Origin of the sequence: Xanthobacter albus, assembly GCF_043194895.2 — a bacterium.
In the GTDB taxonomy this organism is placed as follows: domain Bacteria; phylum Pseudomonadota; class Alphaproteobacteria; order Rhizobiales; family Xanthobacteraceae; genus Xanthobacter.
Map to the genome: position 1 here is coordinate 2014977 of NZ_CM195532.1, position 17661 is coordinate 2032637.

A 17661-nucleotide genomic window follows, 5' to 3' on the forward strand; every position below is an offset into this window, starting at 1 on the left:
CCGAGGATTCCGGCGGGGGCAAGGAGAAGGCCGCCGCCCTCAGCGGGCCGCCGGCCGCGGCGGTTCCCTCAGGCCGGCGATGAGCACTGCGCCGAGCCCGAAGAAGGCCAGCAGCACCGCCACCCCCGCCTTCTGGCTGGCCGTCAGCGCCGTCACCACCGCCACCGTGGTGGGCGCGGCGAAGGAGGTGATGCGTCCGGAAAGGGCGAACAGCCCGAAGCACTCGGCGAGATGCTCCGGCGGGGCGAGGCGCACCAGCAGCGTGCGCGAGGCCGCCTGGAGCGGGCCCGCCACCAGCCCGATGAGCAGCCCGAGGCCGAGATAGGCCTTCTCCGGAACGGTGGCGAACAGGCCGGCGGCGGGGGCCGTGGGCACCAGCCCGAACAGCACCGAATCCTGCGCCAGCGAGAGCAGCCCCGCGCAGGCGACGAGCAGGCAGCACAAGGCCGTGAGAATGACCGCGCGCGAGCCCACGCGATCGTCCAGCCAGCCGCCGGCCAGCGCCCCGAAGGTGCCGGCGATGGTGAGCAGGATGCCGAAGATGCCGATTTCCACCGCGCCCCAGCCGAACACGCCGGCCGCATAGATGCCGCCGAAGGCGAACAGGGCCACCAGCCCGTCCGCATAGATCATGTTGCCGACGAGGAAGCGCGCCAGCATGGGCCGCTCGCGCAGGCGCGGCAGCAGGGCGCGGATGCGGGAGAGGCCGGTGCGCGCCGCCACCATCATGGGCATGGCGGCGGGCGGGTCCGGCACCAGCAGGAACATGGGCAGCACCAGCACCGCGAACCAGGCCGCGGTGAACGGCCCGGCGAGGCGGTCGCCCTGGCGCGCCGCGGCGTCGAGCCCCAGGGCCGGCGGCTGTCCGAGCAGGGTCAGCCCCGTCTCCGGCCGGGTGGAGAAGAAGGCGAGCATGACGGTGAGGGAGATCAGCCCGCCGAAATAGCCCGCGGCCCAGCCGAGCCCCGAGAGCCGCCCGAGCCGTTCCGGCGGCGCCAGGCTCGGCATCATGGCGTTGTTGAACACGGTGGCGAACTCGACGCCGATGGTGCCGAGGGCGAAGGCGGCGAGGATGAGCGGAATGCGGCTTTGGTCGCCGGGCGGGGAGAACCACAGCAGCGCCGAGCCCGCCATCAGCATGGCGCCGAACACGGCGATCCACGGCTTGCGGCGGCCCGATGCGTCCGCGATCGCGCCCAGAACGGGCGAGCACAGGGCGATGACGAGCCCCGCGGCGCCCGTGGCGAAGCCCCACAGCGCCTGCCCGTCCGCCGGGGTCGGCGCCACCGCGGAGGCGAAGTAGGGCGCGAAGATGAAGGTGGTGATGAGGGTGAAATAGGGCTGGCACGCGGGATCGAACAGGATCCAGCCGAAGGCGGCCCGGCGTCGTTCCGAATCAGTATTGAGCACGGGCATGGTGGTGTCGTTTACCGTTGAGGAAGCATGCGTCGGTGCGGCTTTTTGGCCTTGTCGGGATCAATTGGCCGGTGACGGTGGCGGAGTCAGCATTCCGTTAAATATAGGGTCTAGTTTGCGTCGAACGCAGCGGGCATTTCGTACACGTTCCCGCCTGCTCCGTCATGAATACGGAAATCCGTTCGAGCCGGCGTGTCGCCGGTCTCGTGCCGGACGGAGGGCCGCCGTCGAATGCCGGTGTCCTCCGTGCTGTCCATGGTGCCACTCCGGTGCCGAGCGAAGGTCCCAGGGCCATGCGGCTGATCGTTCCGGAACATGACAGTGCCGTCGCGAGCAGGGAGGCGGGGCATTTCCTGCACGTGCTGCGCCGCGCGGCGGGCGTCGGCTTCGTGGTTCTCGCCCGTCCCGGCGGGCGGCTGCTGGTGGCCGGCGGCGAGGGGCCGGAGGGGTGCGAGGCGGTAGGGGAATCCCGCCTGTTCCGGGTGGCCGCGGCGCTGCGCCAGCGGCTCGCCATCGAGGATCTGGAGGCAAGTGCGGAGTTCGGCGGCGCCACGCTTCCCGGCGCGACGCGCCCGCTCCGCTTCTTCGCGAGCGTGCCGCTGCTCTCACCGGCGGGCACCAGCCTCGGCGCCCTGTGCGTGCTCGATCCGGAGCCCCGCGCGCTCGACGACATGGCCGCTCCGGTGGCCCGGCTGGAGGATGGCGCGCCGGTGCTGCTGGCGCTGCTGGCGGCCGAGGCCGCCGGCGCCGAAGCGGCCCGGAGCGGCCTCGACCTCGCACGGGCCGAGGGCGAGGCGCGGGTCCATGCGGCGGTGGGCGAGCGCTATCGGAAGATATATGAGCGGATGGCCTCTCACGCCCGCATCGGCGTGTGGGAATGCGATCTCGCCACCCAGCGCCACACCTGGACCGACGGCATCTATGACATCTTCGCCCTGCCGCGCGGCGGGCGCATCAGCCGCCACACGGTGCTGCCGCTCTACGACCACGCCTCGCGCCGCGAGCTGGAGCGGCTGCGCCAGCGCGCCATGGAGACCGGGGAGGGCTTCACCCTCGACGTGCGGGTGCGGGACCTGCGCGGCGTGCTCAAATGGGTGCGCGTGAGCGCGGAGGTGGAGATGGAGAGCGGCCGGCCCGCGCGCCTGTTCGGCCTCATGCGGGACATGACCGCCGAACGCGACCTCCACGACCGCCTGCACCGGCACGCGGAGTGCGATGCCCTGACCGGCCTTGCCAATCGCGCCGCGTTCGAGCGCGCCCTCGCGGCGCATCGCGGGTCCGAGCCCGAGGCGGTGCTGCTGCTGGGGCTCGACGGCTTCCGCGCGGTGAATGGCACCTTCGGCCACGCCGCCGGCGACGCCTGCCTGGTCGAGGTCGCCGTGCGCCTGCGGCGGGTGTTCCGGGGCGCGGAGCTGGTCGCGCGTGTCGGCGGCGACGAATTCGCCGTGCTGGTGCGCGGCGTTGCGCCGGTGGCGGACCTGGACGGGCGGGCCGCGGCGGCGGTGGCGGCGATTTCCGTGCCCGTCTCCGTCGAGGGGCGGGAGATCCGTCTCGGCGCGTCCCTCGCCGTCGCGCGCGATGGGGATGCCGACGCGGCAGCCGGCGGCAGCCTGTTCGCGCGCGCGGATGAGGCGCTGTCCAGGGCGAAGCCGGTCCGCTCCGGCGCGGCCGTGCCCGCCGCGCGTCAGGCGCGCCGCGCCTGAGCTTTCGCCTCGCGGAGGGCCGGAGGTGGCGGCTGCCGCCGCTCCGGCCGCGTGCGGCGCATGTGCGGTGCTCTCCTTGTGGTCCTTCCCCGCGTTGGCGGCGGGCCTCGTGCGCGGGACGCGCCGCGGGGCGCCGCCGCTCCCTTTTTCTTTTCCATTTCTTTGCGCAGGCAATCGGCCGGATTGGCGCGCCCTGCGCGGGGCGCAAGCATTCGCCACACCGCGGAATATGAACTCGGTCTCCGGCGGCCTCTCATTGCGCAGCCGGCAAGCCATGCAACCGCATCGATCTGCGTCTTTCCCTGGCCGGCAGATCTGGCAATATGAAGTTGTTTGGCTCCCTGCTTAGTCATGACGGTTTGATGACAAGCAATAATGAGATACCGCGAAATTTCTTTTCATGACTCGACCATGATGTAATATGCCGTTGCATCACGGGCGGTTATGTCTTCATTGACGGGCTGTTGCGACGTTCCGGCACTAGCCGGAGGAAGCGTTGGCACGGGCGGCAAGAGTGGGGGTGCGCATGAAGTCCCAGATTGTCGAAGAGCTCGGCCAGGCTGAGGTGCTCCTGCCCTCTCTCATTGCCGATGGCCTGCGGGCCAACGACCGCGTGAAGGTGCGCCTCACCGTCCTGCAGGATGCCGGCCGCCGGGTCCGCGTTCCCGCCGCGCCGCGCTTCGCCCTCACCGAGGAATGCCGTGAGGTGGGGCTCGACCCCGTGGCCATGGATGCGCTGGTGACGCGGGCCGGCCGCGCCGCCGATGACGAGGTGAGCGCGCCGGGCATCGGCGCCCTGGGCGTCGGCATATGGGACGATGTGGAAACCATGGCGCGCGCGGTGGCGGCCGGCGATCCGGAGGCGGGCACCACGGCCGAGCGCCGCCTCTCGGCGATGCGCGGGCGCACCGCCCTCGGCAACAGCGACACCCTCTCCGAGGCCGAAATCCTCGCCCTCTCCAGCCTCTCGGCCAATGGCGGCGACAGCCTGCACCGCCTCGTGATGGACCTGCACAAGGACCTCAACCGCCTCGCCGCCGCCCATGCGGAAGAGGTTGTGGCCGGCGCCCACGCCTATGGCCTCAAGCCCGAGGACCGGCCGGCGGTGGAGGCGTTCATGCGCGGCGTGGAGGCGACGCGCCCGCTGAAGTTCGATCATCCCGGCCTCGCCACCATCTCCACCCGCGCCGGCACCCGGCTCACCATCCAGAACGACATCGGCGAGACCGACGCCCATGTGGTGGTGATCGTGGTGGAGAACGACACCGTGAGCGTCACCTACTCAGACGTGCATCGCCCGCGGGCCAAGTTCTTCGTCTCCTGCCTCGACGGCTTCCCCGCCAAGTGGAGCGATCTCGACGCCCGGCGGGCGGAGGGCCTGGCGGAAGGCGGCGTGTTCTACCTCGTGTCCGGCCGCCTCACCGATGCGGACGAGGGGCGGCGCTTCGCCTTCCTGGAGGCGCTCGGGGCCTCGCTGGTGTTCCTCATCGACTGGAACAAGGCGCGCAAGGTGCTGCGCGCCTGGGTGCCGAAGGCCGATGCCGTGCGCATCCTGCAATGGGCGGCGCGCAACCGGGTGGGCCACCGCGCCTTCCTGGAGCTTGGCGGCAGCGATCTGGTCTCGGCGGCGGTGCACCATGCCGCGCCCACGCGCATCGGCTTCGGCGAGCGACTCGACGCCGTGCTGGGCCGCGAGGCGGCGGTGGGCTTCCTCCAGGCGGTGCTGCGCATCTCCGCCGAAGCGCTGCTGGACGGCAGCTCCCTGCGCCTCGCCCGCGACCGCATCGAGGCCGATCTCGTCTGGCGCCTGGAGCGGGTGGATACCGCGCTGCTCGCGGTGGTGATCCGCCAGGCGGGGCTTGCCCGCGAGGTGGCGGTGGCCATCGCCCAGCATGTGGATGCGCTGGCCAGCGGGCGCGAGGCGGATGGCGCCGCGCTCGCCGCCCGCGCCCGCCGCATCGAGCAGAAGGCGGACCGCATCGCCCTGGAAGTGCGCGGGGAGGTGGCGCGGCTCGACGCCGACCGCGGCGTGGAGCGGCTCGCCGACTGCATCGAGGAGGCCATCGACGAGCTGGAGCAGGCGGCGTTCATCGCCTCGCTGGTGCCGGCGGGGTTCGATGCCGCCCTCGCCGAGCTGCTGGTGCGCCTCGCCCATCTGGCGGTGGCCGGCAGCGAGGCGGCGGCCATGGGCGTCGCCGCCGCCGCCGAGATTCCCGACGGCAACCGCGTGGACAGCGAGGATGCCCTCGCCGCCTTCGGCCGGCTGGTGGAGATCGAGCACGAGGGCGACACCGCCGAGCGGGCGGTGACCACGCGGGTGCTGCAGGGCGATTACGAGACGCGGGTGGCCCTGAGCGCGCTGGAGCTGGCGCGGTCGCTGGAGCGGGCCTCCGACCAGCTGGCCCGCTTCGGCCACCTGCTTCACGCCCATGTGCTGGCCGACCTCACACGATAGGAAGGGCTCCTCCATGAAGATCGTGCGCATCGGCGCTCCGGGCGCCCCGGCCGAGCCCACCGCCCTGCCGTCCGCTGAAACGGTGGGCGCCAAGGCGGCCAACCTCGCCCAGATGGCGGCCCTGGGCCTGCCGGTTCCGCCGGCCTTCGTGCTGCCGGTGAGCCTGTGCGCCGCCATCGTGCGCGGCGACGGCGATGCGCGCGAGAAGCTGCGCGCGGGCCTTGCCGAGGGCGTCCGCTTCCTGGAGGAAGCCACCGGCCGGGTGCTGGGCGATCGCCGCCGGCCGCTGCTGGTTTCGGTGCGCTCCGGTGCCGCGCGCTCCATGCCCGGCATGCTCGATACCGTGCTCGACGTGGGCGCGACGCCGGAGGCGGTGCACGGCCTCATCCGCAGCACCGGCAACCCGCGCTTCGCCTGGGACTGCCGCCGCCGCTTCCTGGAGAGCTTCGGCGGCGTGGTGCTGGCGGTGGCGCCCGCCGTGCTCGCGGCGCCCCGCGACGCCCTGCTGGTCGACGAGGGCGTGGAGGAGCTGGCCGAGCTGGACTGCGAGGCCCTGGAGCGCCTCGCCCGCGCCTATGCCGAGGCGCTCGACGACGACGGCGATGCCGCTCCGGCCGAGCCCATGGCGCAGCTCGAGGCCGCCGCCCAGGCGGTCTACCGCTCCTGGATGGGCGAGCGCGCGCGCACCTATCGCACGCTGGAGCACCTGGAGCACCTGGAGGGCACCGCCGTGACGGTGCAGGCCATGGTGTTCGGCAATCGCGGGCTCACCTCCGGCTCCGGCGTCGCCTTCTCGCGGGATCCTTCCAGCGGCGCCGCGGAGCCGGTCATCGACGTCCTGTTCGAGGCCCAGGGGGAGGATGTGGTTTCCGGCGCCCGCTCGCCGCAGACCGAGGCGGCGCTGGTGCGCGCGGTGCCCATGGCGGCCCGCGAGCTGCGCCGCATCCTGGTGACCCTGGAGCGCGCCTTCCGCGACGTCCAGGACGTGGAGTTCACCATCGAGGACGGGCGGTTGTGGATGCTGCAGACCCGCGCCGCCAAGCGCACGCCGCGGGCGGCCCTGCGCATCGCCATCGATCTCGTTCATGAAGGCATCATCACGCCGCAGGAGGGGCTCGTGCGCGTCGGCGCGCTCGATCCGCAGGCGCTGGTGGAGGCGCGGCTCACCGACGTGGGGGCGCCGCTGCTGCGCGGCACCGGCGCCTCGGCCGGCGTGGCGGTGGGGCGGGCGGCCTTTTCCTCGCGCAGCGCCCAGCGCCTGGCCGACGGCGGCGAGCCGGTGATCCTGGTGCGGCCGGACACCTCCACCTCCGATGTCGCCGGCTTCTCCGTCTCGGCGGGCATCGTCACGGCGGTGGGCGGGCGCACCGCCCATGCGGCGCTGGTGGCGCGGCAGATGGGCAAACCCTGCGTGGCCGGCTGCGTGGAGCTGGTGCTGGACCCGGAGGCGGGCGTGGCGCAGGTGGGCGACACCCGGCTCGCGGAGGGCGACTGGCTCTCCGTGGACGGCGGCGCCGGCGCCGTCTACCTGGGCCGGGGGCGCGTGGCGGTGGATCGGCTGGACGACGAGCTGGGCGAGGTGGAGCGTTGGCGCGCCCTTCCCGCCAGGGCCTGAGCTCGGCTTCCGGCCGCCCCGCGCGAACCCGGCATCGAGCTTATGCCACCGGCCCCCGCTCAGTTTTGCCCAAGCGCCGTGCGGGCTTGACCAAGGGGCGCTGAGAAAGGCTCAGGGCGCCTCTGGCTTACGCCGATGCGGCATCGAACCGACGCCGTGCCTCCGCCACTTCCTCCGCATGGGTGAAGGCCCAGCGGTTCACCGCCTCCAGCACCAGGGCCAGCGAGAGGCCGAGCGGCGTCAGCGCGTATTCCACCTGCGGCGGCGTGGTGGGGAAGACGGCGCGCGACACCAGCCCGTCCCGCTCCAGGGCGCGCAGGGTCACCGTCAGCATGCGCTGGGAGATGGGGCCGATCTGCCGGCGCAGGGCATTGAAGCGGCAGGGGCCGGCGACCAGCTTCACCACCACCAGCACGCTCCAGGCGTCGCCGATGCGGTCCAGCACGTCGCGGGTGGGGCAGCGCCCGGCGCCGGCCTGTGCCGCGGCGGCGAGGCATTCCTCCGGCGCGGGCGCGGCCACGGGCGGGGCATCAAGGGTGGTCATGGGTTCCTCCGCTGTAACCTGGTGAGCAGACGGTGCCTTCTTCAAACCAGCTTCCCGATGAAGCATATGGTGCCTGACGGGAACCGCCAGTCGGCGGGACCGCGCATCCGCGCATGGGCCGCCTCCGGCGGCGGGCGCGCGGGCATCCGCAACAGGGAGCATTCCATGAAGATCGCCGTTCTCGGAGCCACCGGCATGGCCGGTTCGCGCATCGTGGCCGAGGCGCTGGCGCGGGGCCACCAGGTGACCGCCATCGCCCGCAAGCCGGAAGGGCTGAAGGATCATCCCGCACTCACCAAGGTGGCGGCCGACGTGTCGGCTCCCGGCCTCGCCGACCTGCTGCGCGGCCACGACGCGGTGGTGAGCGCCCTCCATTTCGATGTCGTCTCCGAGCCCGCCCTGGCGGCGGCCCTGAAGGCGGCGGGCGTGAGCCGGGTGCTGATCGTCGGCGGCGCCGGCAGCCTGGAGGTGGCGCCCGGCGTGCTGCTTATCGACACGCCGGAGTTTCCGGAGGTGTGGAAGCCCTTCGCCCGTCCCGGCGTGGATTTCCTCGCGGCGCTGCGCGGTGAGACGGAGCTGGAATGGACCTTCATCTCCCCCTCCGCCTTCTTCGAGCCGGGAACGCGCACCGGCGTCTTCCGCCTCGGCGGCGACCAGCTCCTGGTGGGCGCCAACGGGCGCAGCGCCATCTCGGTCGAGGACTATGCGGTGGCGCTGGTGGACGAGATCGAGAAGCCGGCCCATGTCCGCGCGCGCATGACGGTGGGCTACTGAGACCATCGGTCCCGGTCTTGGACCAGCGCCCGGGTGGGGCTCGCCCGAACGCCGCCCGGGCGTGACGGAAGGCCCGTGCGTGATACCCACGGGTCTTCGGCCTGAGGCGAGGGGCTTCGGTCCCTGGCCGGCGCCGCGCGGGCTTCGCCCGGAGATGCCTCATGGGTCGCGCCCAAGGCCCGCGCGCATGGCGCGGAGGCCGTGTGCGTCAAGGGCGGAGGAGCGGCGGGGCCGTTCCGCACGCTCCTCCGGCTCCCAGCGCCTCCAGCGAAAGGCGCCGGCCGGCTTCAGCCGCGCACGAGGTCTCCGAGCAGGCTCGCCGCCAGGGTCAGCTTGGAGAGGCTGAGGCCCGAGGCGGCGATGTCGCGCACGGTGCCGTGCATGCGCTCCACCTCGTCGCGGTGGGCGGCCACATAGGCGTCGAGCCCCGCCGCGCCGGCGCCGCCTTCCTCCAGGATGCGGCCGCCGATGCGCCGCAGGAAGGTTTCGAGCTGGGTCAGGGCGCGGTCGAGGGCGAGGCGGTCGTAATAGTCGGGCGCGGCGATGGCCCGGGCCTGCCCCACGAGGTCGTCCACGCCGAAGTAGCGCCCGGCCGCGAAGAAGGTGCTGGCCACATCGGGAATGGGCCGGCCCGTGGTCTGGGCCAGCAGCGCGATGTCCGCAGCCGCCGCCAGCGCCTGGGTGGAGGCGATGCGGCGGGCGAGGTCCTCAGGCACCTCCTGCGCGATGAGCGCGGCGATGCGCGCCTGCCGGGCTGCGCGCCACGCCTCGGGCAGGCTCTCGTCGAGCGCGGAGGCCACCGCCGCGATGCCGGCGCGATAGCGTTCCACCACCGCCGCGATGCCCTCCGCGAAGGAGACGTTGGCCAGGAACCAGACGATGCGGCTGAGCGTCAGCTCCTCCACCGCCGCGTAGAGGGCGAGCTGCGTCGCGCCCTTCACCTTGTTGTCGAGGGCGTCGATCTCCGCCATGAGGCCGGGCAGGCCGTAGCTGTCGCGCACCGCCGCGAAGGCGCGGGCGATGGCGGCGGCATCGGCGCCGGTCTGGTCCGCGATGCGGGCAAGCGCGGAGGGGCCGCACTGGTTCACGATGGCGTTGGACAGGCCGGTGGCGATGATCTCCCGCTTCAGCCGGTGGCCGGTGACAGCCTCCGGGAAGCGCGCCTCGATCTCCGGCGGGAAGTAGGAAACGAGCTCGCCGGCGAGATAGGGATCGTCCGGCACGCCCGAGGACACCAAGTGCGCGTTAAGCGTGAGCTTGGCGTAGGCGAGCAGCACCGCCAGCTCCGGCCGCGTGAGGCACTCCCCGCGCGAGCGGCGGTCGGCGATCTCGGCGTCGGAGGGCAGGAATTCCACCGTCCGGTCCAGTTCCCCGCGCGCTTCCAGCATCTGCATCAGGCGCTGCTGGAAGGCGATGTCGTGGGCGCCGGCGCGCTGGGCGAGGGAGAGCGCGAGGGTCTGCGCATAATTGTTGCGCAGCACGAGGCGCGCCACCTCGCCGGTCATCTGCCGGAGCAGGGCCGCCCGCTCGGCGGGCGCGAGGGCGCCGCTCTCCAGCGGCCGGGACAGGGCGATCTTGATGTTCACCTCCACGTCGGAGGTGTTCACGCCTGCGGAATTGTCGATGGCGTCGGTGTTGAGGCGGATGCCCCGCCGTGCCGCCTCGATGCGCGCGCGCTGGGTCATGCCCAGGTTCGCGCCCTCGCCGATCACCTTGGCGCCGAGCTCCGAGGCGGCGACGCGCACCGCGTCGTTGGCGCGGTCGCCGGCATCGGCGTCGGTCTCGGTGGAGGCCCGCGCGTAGGTGCCGATGCCGCCGAAGAAGAGCAGGTCCACCTGCGCCTTCAGGATGGCGTTGATCAGCTCGGCCGGCGTCGCCTGCGCCTTGGGGAAGCGCAGCAGCGCCTGCGCCTGGTCCGAAAGCGCGATGCTCTTGGCGGTGCGCGGGAAGACGCCGCCGCCGGCGGAGATCAGGGTCGGGTCGTAATTGGCCCAGGAGGAGCGGGACAGGTTGAACAGGCGCAGGCGCTCGGCATGGGCGCGCTCGGGGTCCGGATCGGGATCGAGGAAGATGTGGCGGTGGTCGAACGCCGCCACCAGCCTGATGGCGGGCGACAGCAGCATGCCGTTGCCGAACACGTCGCCCGACATGTCGCCCACCCCCGCCACCGTGACCGGGGTGGTCTGGATGTCGATATCCATCTCGCGGAAGTGGCGCTTCACCGCCTCCCAGGCGCCGCGCGCGGTGATGCCCATGGCCTTGTGGTCGTAGCCCACCGAGCCGCCGGAGGCGAAGGCGTCGTCGAGCCAGAAGCCGTGGCGGGCGGAGATGGCGTTGGCGGTGTCGGAGAAGGTTGCGGTGCCCTTGTCGGCCGCCACCACCAGATAGGGGTCGTCGCCGTCGAGGCGCACGGTGTCCGCCGGGTGGACCACCGCGCCGCCCTTCAGGTTGTCGGTGAGGTCGAGCAGGCTGGAGACGAATACCTCGTAGGCGGCCGTGCCCTCGGCGAGGACGGCCTCGCGGCTGCCGCCGGCAGGCAGGCGCTTGGGCACGAAGCCGCCCTTGGCGCCCACCGGCACGATCACCGCGTTCTTCACCTGCTGCGCCTTCACGAGGCCCAGGATCTCGGTGCGGAAGTCCTGCGGGCGGTCCGACCAGCGCAGGCCGCCGCGCGCCACCTTGCCGAAGCGCAGGTGCACGCCCTCGACGCGCGGGGCGTAGACGAACACCTCGTAGAGCGGGCGGGGCAGGGGCAGGCCCTCCACCTTCGCGCTCTCGAACTTCACGGCGATGGCCTCGCGCGGGCGGCACTCCTCGTCGCACTGGTAGAAGGTGGTGCGCACGGCGGCGTCCACCAGATTGATGAAGCGCCGGAGGATGCGGTCCTCGTCGAGGCTCGACACCCGGCCGAGAGCGTTGGCGAGCGCCTCGCGCAGCGGCGTCTCGCGGGCGGCGCGCGCATCCGGGGCCGGGTCGTGGGCGGGGTCGAAGCGGGCGTGGAACAGGGCCACGATGTCCCGCGCGATGGCCTCGTGGGCGGCGAGGGTGCGCCAGAGGTAGTCGGGGCTGAAGGGAATGCCCGCTTGCCGCAGGTAGCGCCCGAGGGTGCGCACCAGCGCCGCCTCGCGCCAGGAGAGGCCGGCATCCAGCACCAGGGCGTTGAAGCCGTCGTCCTCGGCGGCGCCGCGCAGCACCGCGTTCAGGCAGTCCTCCAGCCGCTCGTCCGAGCCGGCGATGGCGATGGCGCCGCCATCGGCCCGCTCCAGCGACATGTCGTGGAGCCAGCAGCGCTCGACGCCGACATCGGCGCCCATCTCCTCGTCGCCGTCCTGCGGCTCGATGCGGTAGGTGCGCTCGTTGATGGCCTTGAGGCCCATGTTCTCCAGCATGGGGACGCGGATGGAAAGCGGCAGCGGCGCCCCATAGGAGAGCAGGCGCAGGGAGATGCGCGTGTCCGGGTCCTCGGCCCGGCGGTAGAAGTCGATGGCGATGGGCCGCTCCGGCGAGAGGCGCTCCATGCGCTCGATGTCGGCGAGGGCGGTCGCCACGTCGAAGGCGGCCTGGTAGCCGGCGCCGAAGGCGGGGCCGTAGCGGTGGCGCAGCAGCGCGGCATCCGGGCCCGCGAGCACCGGCGCGGCGGCGATGGCCGCGCACAGGCGGTCGTTCCAGGAGAGGGTGGAAGCGGCCACCGCCCGTTCGAGGGCGGCGAGGTCCGGCGCGGGCGCGGGGCCGCCCCGGCGGTCCACCGTGTAGTGCGCGCGGATGAGGGGCACGCCCGAAATGAAGCTTTCCACGCAGGTCGAGACCGTGCCCTCGAACGCCTCCTCCAGCAGCGTGCCGATGCGCCCGCGCACGGCGGCGTCGAACCGCTCGCGCGGCACATAGGCCAGCACCGAGGCGAAGCGGCCGAAGCGGTCGAGCCGCGCCAGCACCCGCACCCGCGGCCGGTCGTAGAGGGAGAGGATGTCGCGCGCGTGGGCGGCGAGGGTGGCCACGTCGACCTGGAAGAAGTCGTCGCGCGGGTAGGTTTCCAGCGCCGTTTCCAGGGCGCGGGCCGAATGGCTCTCCGGCTCCAGCCCCGAGCCGCGCACCACCGCCTCCGCCTTGAGCCTGAGGTAGGGGATCTCGCGCACCGAATGGGTGTAGGCGGTGGAGGTCAGCAGGCCCACGAGGTGGACCTCGCCGGTGAGGCGGCCTTTCTCGTCATGGGTCTTGATGCCCACATAGTCCATGACGTTGCGCCGGTGCACGCGCGAGCGCAGGCTGGCCTTGGAGAACATCAGCGGCTGCGGCCCTTCGAGGAAGGCGCGGATCTCCGGCGTGGTCACCACCGGCGCGTCGCCGAGGCGCAGCTCGCGCACCACGGGATCGCGCAGCACGCCGAGGCCCGAGCCCGGCTCGGCCACCAGCTCGCCGGCGGCGTCGAGCGCATAGGCGCGCAGCCCGAGGAAGGTGAAATTGTCCTCCGTGAGCCAGGTGAGGACGTCGGCGGCCTCCAGCCGGTCCTTGTCGGCGTAGGGGGTCTTCTCCTTGCGCAGGGCCTTGGCGAGGGCCTTCACCTGCCGGCGCATGGCCTGGAAGTCCTCGTTGATGGCGTGGACATCGGCCAGCGTCGCCGCGATGCCCGCCTTCAGGTGCGCCTGCGCGGCGGCGTCGATGGCCGCCACATGCATGTGGATGAGGCTCTCGCGATTGTCCTCGGCCTCCCTGGCGGACGGCTCGGCGAGCCCGGCGGCGCGGCCGTCGCGGTCGCGCGTCACGTGGAAGATGGGATGGGCGGCGAGCTTCAGCTCCAGCTTCCGGTCGGCAAGCTCCCCCGCCACCGAATCGAACAGGAAGGCCATGTCGTCGTTGATGGCCTCGATCACGGTAATGGCCGCGCTGCCGGCGCCGGCATCGAACACGCGCACGTCCGCCGCCCCGCGCGGGCGGGCGAGCAGGTGGGCCCAGGCGTCGCGCACCAGGCTCGCCACCAGGGCGGGGTCGAGGGGCATCAGGTCTTCCGGGGCGATGGCCGCCAGGAAGGTGCGGGTGAACAGATCCGGCAGCTCGGTGCCGGCGGCGGCGAGGGCGGTGCGGATGGCCTCGATGCGTCCTTGCAGGTCGTGATCGGTTTCGGCAGTCTGAAAGCCTTGAACAGTCATGGCCACTCCCCCGAATGGACGCCCTCGCGCCGCGCCGGTTCCCCGCGGAACCGTCTGTCGCGTCCGCCGAAGTTCGGTCACGAGCCACGACGCAACGATGACGAGGAACGCCTATGGCCCCCACAGTGAAGCGCGCCACCGCCGGCTCAAAGACCAAAAGCGCGGTCGCCGAAAAAACCGGCACGCCTGCGAAGCGGGCGCCCGCCGCGCCGAAGGCCCGGAAGGCGCCGGCGGCCGCTCCCGTGGCGGCCCGCGCGCCCGATGACACGCCGGCCATCGCCCTCGACCTGCCCATGGCCGAGCTCGACGCAGCGACCGACGCCTATTTCGAGAAGTGTCGCAACAAGATCGGCTTCGTGCCCAACGTTCTTCAGGCCTACGCTTTCGATCTCGCCAAGCTTTCCGCGTTCGCCGGCATGTACAACGACCTGATGCTCGCGCCCTCCGGTCTTTCGAAGCTGGAGCGGGAGATGATCGCGGTGGCGGTTTCCAGCGTGAATCGCTGCTATTACTGCCTCACCGCCCATGGCGCCGCCGTGCGCCAGCTCTCGGGCGATCCGGTTCTGGGTGAGCAGATGGTGATGAACTATCGCGCCGCGCGGCTCGACCCGCGCCAGCGCGCCATGCTCGACTTCGCGGTGAAGCTCACCGAGCGCCCCCACGAGGTGGAGGAGGAAGACCGCGCCGCTTTGCGCAAGGCAGGCTTCTCCGAGCGCGACATCTGGGACATCGGCGCGGTCACCGGCTTCTTCAACATGACGAACCGCCTCGCCTCCGCCACCGACATGCGCCCCAACACGGCCTATCACGCCGAGGCGCGCGGGCTCGCCGATTGAGCGCCGACCCCCGGCCGGCGGCGCGGGCCGGGGGCGGACATGCTCACAAAAATTTTTCCGAGCGTACGCTCGTTCTATTCCGCGATGTGGTATGAAGTGGATGGCCTCCCAGCGGACAAGCCGACGCCAGGGAAGGACCAGTTGACGCAGCCAAGGCATCGCATGCTAGGGTGCGTCGCAAGAGATAGCGCACCGCTCAAGGTGCCGTCCGGAGGAAACCGCCAGGGTCGCGCGCCAGCATGCGTGCGTGCGCGCCCATGGCTTCAACACGAGGGCGCCCACCGATCATGGACACCGTCGCAGACGTGCCCTACATCGTTGAAGCATCTGGTCTCACGAAGGAATTCAAGGGGTTCGCGGCCGTCAAGAACGTGAACCTCAGGATCCGTCGCCACACCATCCACGCCCTCATCGGGCCGAATGGCGCGGGCAAGACCACCTGCTTCAATCTCATCACCAAGTTCCTGGAGCCTACCCGCGGCATCATCAGGCTCAACGGGCGCGACATCACCCGCACCCCGCCGGCCGATGTGGCGCGGCTCGGCATGGTCCGTTCGTTCCAGATCTCCGCCACCTTCCCGCACCTCACCGTGCTGGAGAACGTGCGCATCGCCCTGCAGCGCCCCATGGGCAACTCTTTCCGCTTCTGGCAGTCCGAGAGCACGCTCGACGTGCTCAACGACCGCGCCATGGAGCTGATCGCCGACGTGGACCTCGTCTCCTACCGCGACCACCTCGCGGTGGAGCTGCCCTACGGCCGCAAGCGCGCGCTGGAGATCGCCACCACGCTCGCCCTCGACCCCGAGATGCTGCTGCTCGACGAGCCCACCTCCGGCATGGGCCGGGAGGACATCGCCCGCACGGCGGATCTCATCCGCCGCGTGTCGGAGAACCGCACCATCCTGATGGTGGAGCACAATCTCTCCGTGGTGGCCGATCTCTCGGACATGATCACCGTGCTGGCGCGCGGGGAGATCCTCACCGAGGGGCCCTACGCGGAGGTGTCGAAGAACCCGCAGGTGGTGGAAGCCTACATGGGCACCGGGCACGGAGCGCACTGACATGCCGGAGACGAACGCGCCCCTGCTCGCGGTGAAGGACCTGCACGGCCACTATGGCGAGAGCCACGTGCTGCACGGCATGACCTTCGACGTCCGCCCCGGAGAGGTGGTGACCCTGCTCGGCCGCAACGGCGCGGGCAAGACCACAACCATGCGGGCCATCATGGGCCTCCTGCGCAAGCGCGCGGGCTCCATCCGCTACGAGGGCACCGAGACGGTGGGCCTCGCGCCCAACAAGATCGCCCGCCTCGGCATCGCCATCTGCCCCGAGGAGCGCGGCATCTTCGCCTCGCTCTCGGTGCGGGAGAACCTGCTGCTGCCGCCGGTGGTGCTACCCGGCGGGCTTTCGGTGGACGAGATCCACGCGCTGTTTCCGCGCCTGGAGGAACGGCGCAACAGCCAGGGCACCAAGCTCTCCGGCGGCGAGCAGCAGATGCTGGCCATCGCCCGCATCCTGCGCACGGGGGCCAAGCTCCTCCTGCTGGACGAGCCTTCCGAGGGTCTTGCCCCGGTGATCGTGCAGCATATCGGCCAGATCATCCGGGACCTCAAGACGAGAGGGTTCACGGTGCTGCTGGTGGAACAGAACTTCCACTTCGCTTCCACTGTCGCCGACCGGCACTATGTGGTCGAGCACGGCCGCGTGGTGGACATGGTGGAGAACGACAAGATCGCGGAGAACGCGGCGCGTCTGGAAGCGTTCCTGGGCGTGTGAGGCGGTCGCGGCGCGCTCGCGCGGGGCGTTCCCCTGTCGCGCGTGGTCCCTTGCGTCTTCCCGTGCCGTCCGCGCGCGGGCTTCCGTTTCGATCGCTGCTGTTCTGAAGTTCCGAAATAACAAACGCCGGCGAAAGTCCGGCAGGGAGGAAACATCATGCGTTTTGCTGCCATTCTGCTGGCGGCCACCAGCCTCGCCGGCATCGGCGCGGCCCAGGCGGCTGACCCGGTCCCGGTGAAGATCGGCGTGCTCAACGACCAGTCCGGCCTCTATGCCGACCTCGGCGGCCAGGGCTCGGTGTGGGCCGCCAAGAAGGCGGTGGAGGACTTCGGCGCCGCCGCCAAGGGCTTGAAGGTGGACGTCATCTTCGCCGACCACCAGAACAAGGCGGATGTGGGCACCTCCATCGCCCGCCAGTGGTATGACGTGGACGGGGTGGACCTGATCGTCGACACGCCCAACTCGGGCGTCGCGCTCGCGGTCTCCGGCGTGACCAAGGAGAAGAACAAGGTCTTCATCAATTCCGGCGCCGCCACCTCCGACCTCACCGGCAAGGCCTGCACGCCCAACACCGTGCACTGGACCTACGACACCTGGGCGCTCGCCAACGGCACCGGCAAGGCCATCGTGAAGACCGGCGGCGACACCTGGTTCTTCCTCACCGCCGACTACGCCTTCGGCCACGCGCTGGAGCGCGACACCGCCAAGGTGGTGACCGAGAACGGCGGCAAGGTGGTGGGCTCCGTGAAGGTGCCGCTCAACAACGCCGACTTCTCCTCCTTCCTGCTGCAGGCGCAGAGCTCCAAGGCCAAGATCGTCGGCCTCGCCAATGCCGGCGGCGACACGATCAACTCCATCAAGCAGGCCTCCGAATACGGCATCGTGGACGGTGGCCAGAAGCTCGCCGGCCTGCTCATCTTCCTCACCGACGTGCATTCGCTGGGGCTCAAGACCGCCCAGGGGCTGAACCTCACCGCCGCCTGGTACTGGGACCAGACCGACGCCAACCGCAAGTTCGCCGACGAGTTCGCCAAGGCCAACGGCGGCAAGCGGCCGACCATGGTGCAGGCGGGCGTCTATTCCGGCGTCACGCATTATCTGAAGGCGGTCGAGGCACTGAAGTCCGCCAAGGACGGCGCCGCCGTGGTGACGGAGATGAAGAAGCTCCCCACCGACGACCCGCTGTTCGGCAAGGGCGAGGTGCGCATCGACGGCCGCCACATCCACCCCATGTATCTCTACGAGGTGAAGAAGCCTTCGGAATCCAAGGGGCCGTGGGATTACTACACCCTGAAGGCCACCATTCCCGCCAATGAAGCGTTCCGCCCCCTGAGCGAGAGCGACTGCCCGCTGGTGAAGAAGGGCTGAGGACAACTTAGGACGGGCCGGCCTTCCCCC

Annotated in this window: 11 protein-coding genes; 8 read left to right on the forward strand and 3 right to left on the reverse strand. The window is 71.4% G+C overall.

All coding sequences use genetic code 11. The features are described from left to right. Nucleotides 1-39 precede the first annotated feature (39 nt). Nucleotides 40-1416 (reverse strand): MFS transporter, encoded by a 1377-nt coding sequence (locus V5F75_RS08995; RefSeq protein WP_394036914.1) that lies wholly within the window; start codon nucleotides 1414-1416, stop codon nucleotides 40-42. A 293-nt stretch (nucleotides 1417-1709) separates the two neighbouring features. Between V5F75_RS08995 and V5F75_RS09000 the strand changes: the two genes are divergently transcribed. From V5F75_RS09000 to V5F75_RS09010, 3 genes are all read left to right on the forward strand, one after another. Next, a complete protein-coding gene (locus V5F75_RS09000) occupies nucleotides 1710-3119 on the forward strand; it encodes a diguanylate cyclase domain-containing protein (protein ID WP_394036912.1) in 1410 nt (469 codons plus the stop codon). Between the two features lie 526 nt (nucleotides 3120-3645). Next, on the forward strand, nucleotides 3646-5574 hold the full coding sequence (locus tag V5F75_RS09005; protein WP_394036910.1) for a hypothetical protein: 1929 nt from the start codon (nucleotides 3646-3648) through the stop codon (nucleotides 5572-5574). A 13-nt stretch (nucleotides 5575-5587) separates the two neighbouring features. Continuing rightward, nucleotides 5588-7189 carry a PEP/pyruvate-binding domain-containing protein gene (locus V5F75_RS09010; protein WP_394036908.1) on the forward strand — a complete coding sequence of 534 codons (1602 nt, stop codon included), beginning with the start codon at nucleotides 5588-5590 and terminating at the stop codon, nucleotides 7187-7189. Between the two features lie 127 nt (nucleotides 7190-7316). Here the strand turns inward: V5F75_RS09010 and V5F75_RS09015 are convergent, their stop codons facing one another. After that, a complete protein-coding gene (locus V5F75_RS09015; protein WP_394036906.1) occupies nucleotides 7317-7733 on the reverse strand; it encodes a winged helix-turn-helix transcriptional regulator in 417 nt (138 codons plus the stop codon). A 165-nt stretch (nucleotides 7734-7898) separates the two neighbouring features. On the opposite strand from V5F75_RS09015, the gene V5F75_RS09020 reads away from it, so the two are divergent. Further along, nucleotides 7899-8507 carry an NAD(P)-dependent oxidoreductase gene (locus V5F75_RS09020; RefSeq protein WP_394036904.1) on the forward strand — a complete coding sequence of 203 codons (609 nt, stop codon included), beginning with the start codon at nucleotides 7899-7901 and terminating at the stop codon, nucleotides 8505-8507. A 287-nt stretch (nucleotides 8508-8794) separates the two neighbouring features. Here the strand turns inward: V5F75_RS09020 and V5F75_RS09025 are convergent, their stop codons facing one another. Beyond that, entirely contained in the window at nucleotides 8795-13651 is a 4857-nt protein-coding gene (locus tag V5F75_RS09025; RefSeq protein WP_394036902.1) for an NAD-glutamate dehydrogenase, read from the reverse strand. A gap of 293 nt (nucleotides 13652-13944) precedes the next feature. Here V5F75_RS09025 and V5F75_RS09030 point away from each other — a divergent pair, with 293 nt between their 5' ends. From V5F75_RS09030 to V5F75_RS09045, 4 genes are all read left to right on the forward strand, one after another. Continuing rightward, nucleotides 13945-14487, forward strand: a complete 543-nt coding sequence (locus V5F75_RS09030) for a peroxidase-related enzyme (protein WP_394036928.1) — start codon at nucleotides 13945-13947, stop codon at nucleotides 14485-14487. Between the two features lie 287 nt (nucleotides 14488-14774). Next, entirely contained in the window at nucleotides 14775-15548 is a 774-nt protein-coding gene (locus V5F75_RS09035) for an ABC transporter ATP-binding protein (protein WP_394036900.1), read from the forward strand. A gap of 1 nt (nucleotide 15549) precedes the next feature. Next, nucleotides 15550-16263: an ABC transporter ATP-binding protein gene (locus tag V5F75_RS09040; protein ID WP_394036898.1), complete on the forward strand. Its 714-nt coding sequence runs from the start codon at nucleotides 15550-15552 to the stop codon at nucleotides 16261-16263. 156 nt (nucleotides 16264-16419) lie between these two features. After that, nucleotides 16420-17631, forward strand: a complete 1212-nt coding sequence (locus tag V5F75_RS09045) for an ABC transporter substrate-binding protein (RefSeq protein WP_394036896.1) — start codon at nucleotides 16420-16422, stop codon at nucleotides 17629-17631. The last annotated feature ends 30 nt before the right edge of the window (nucleotides 17632-17661 follow it).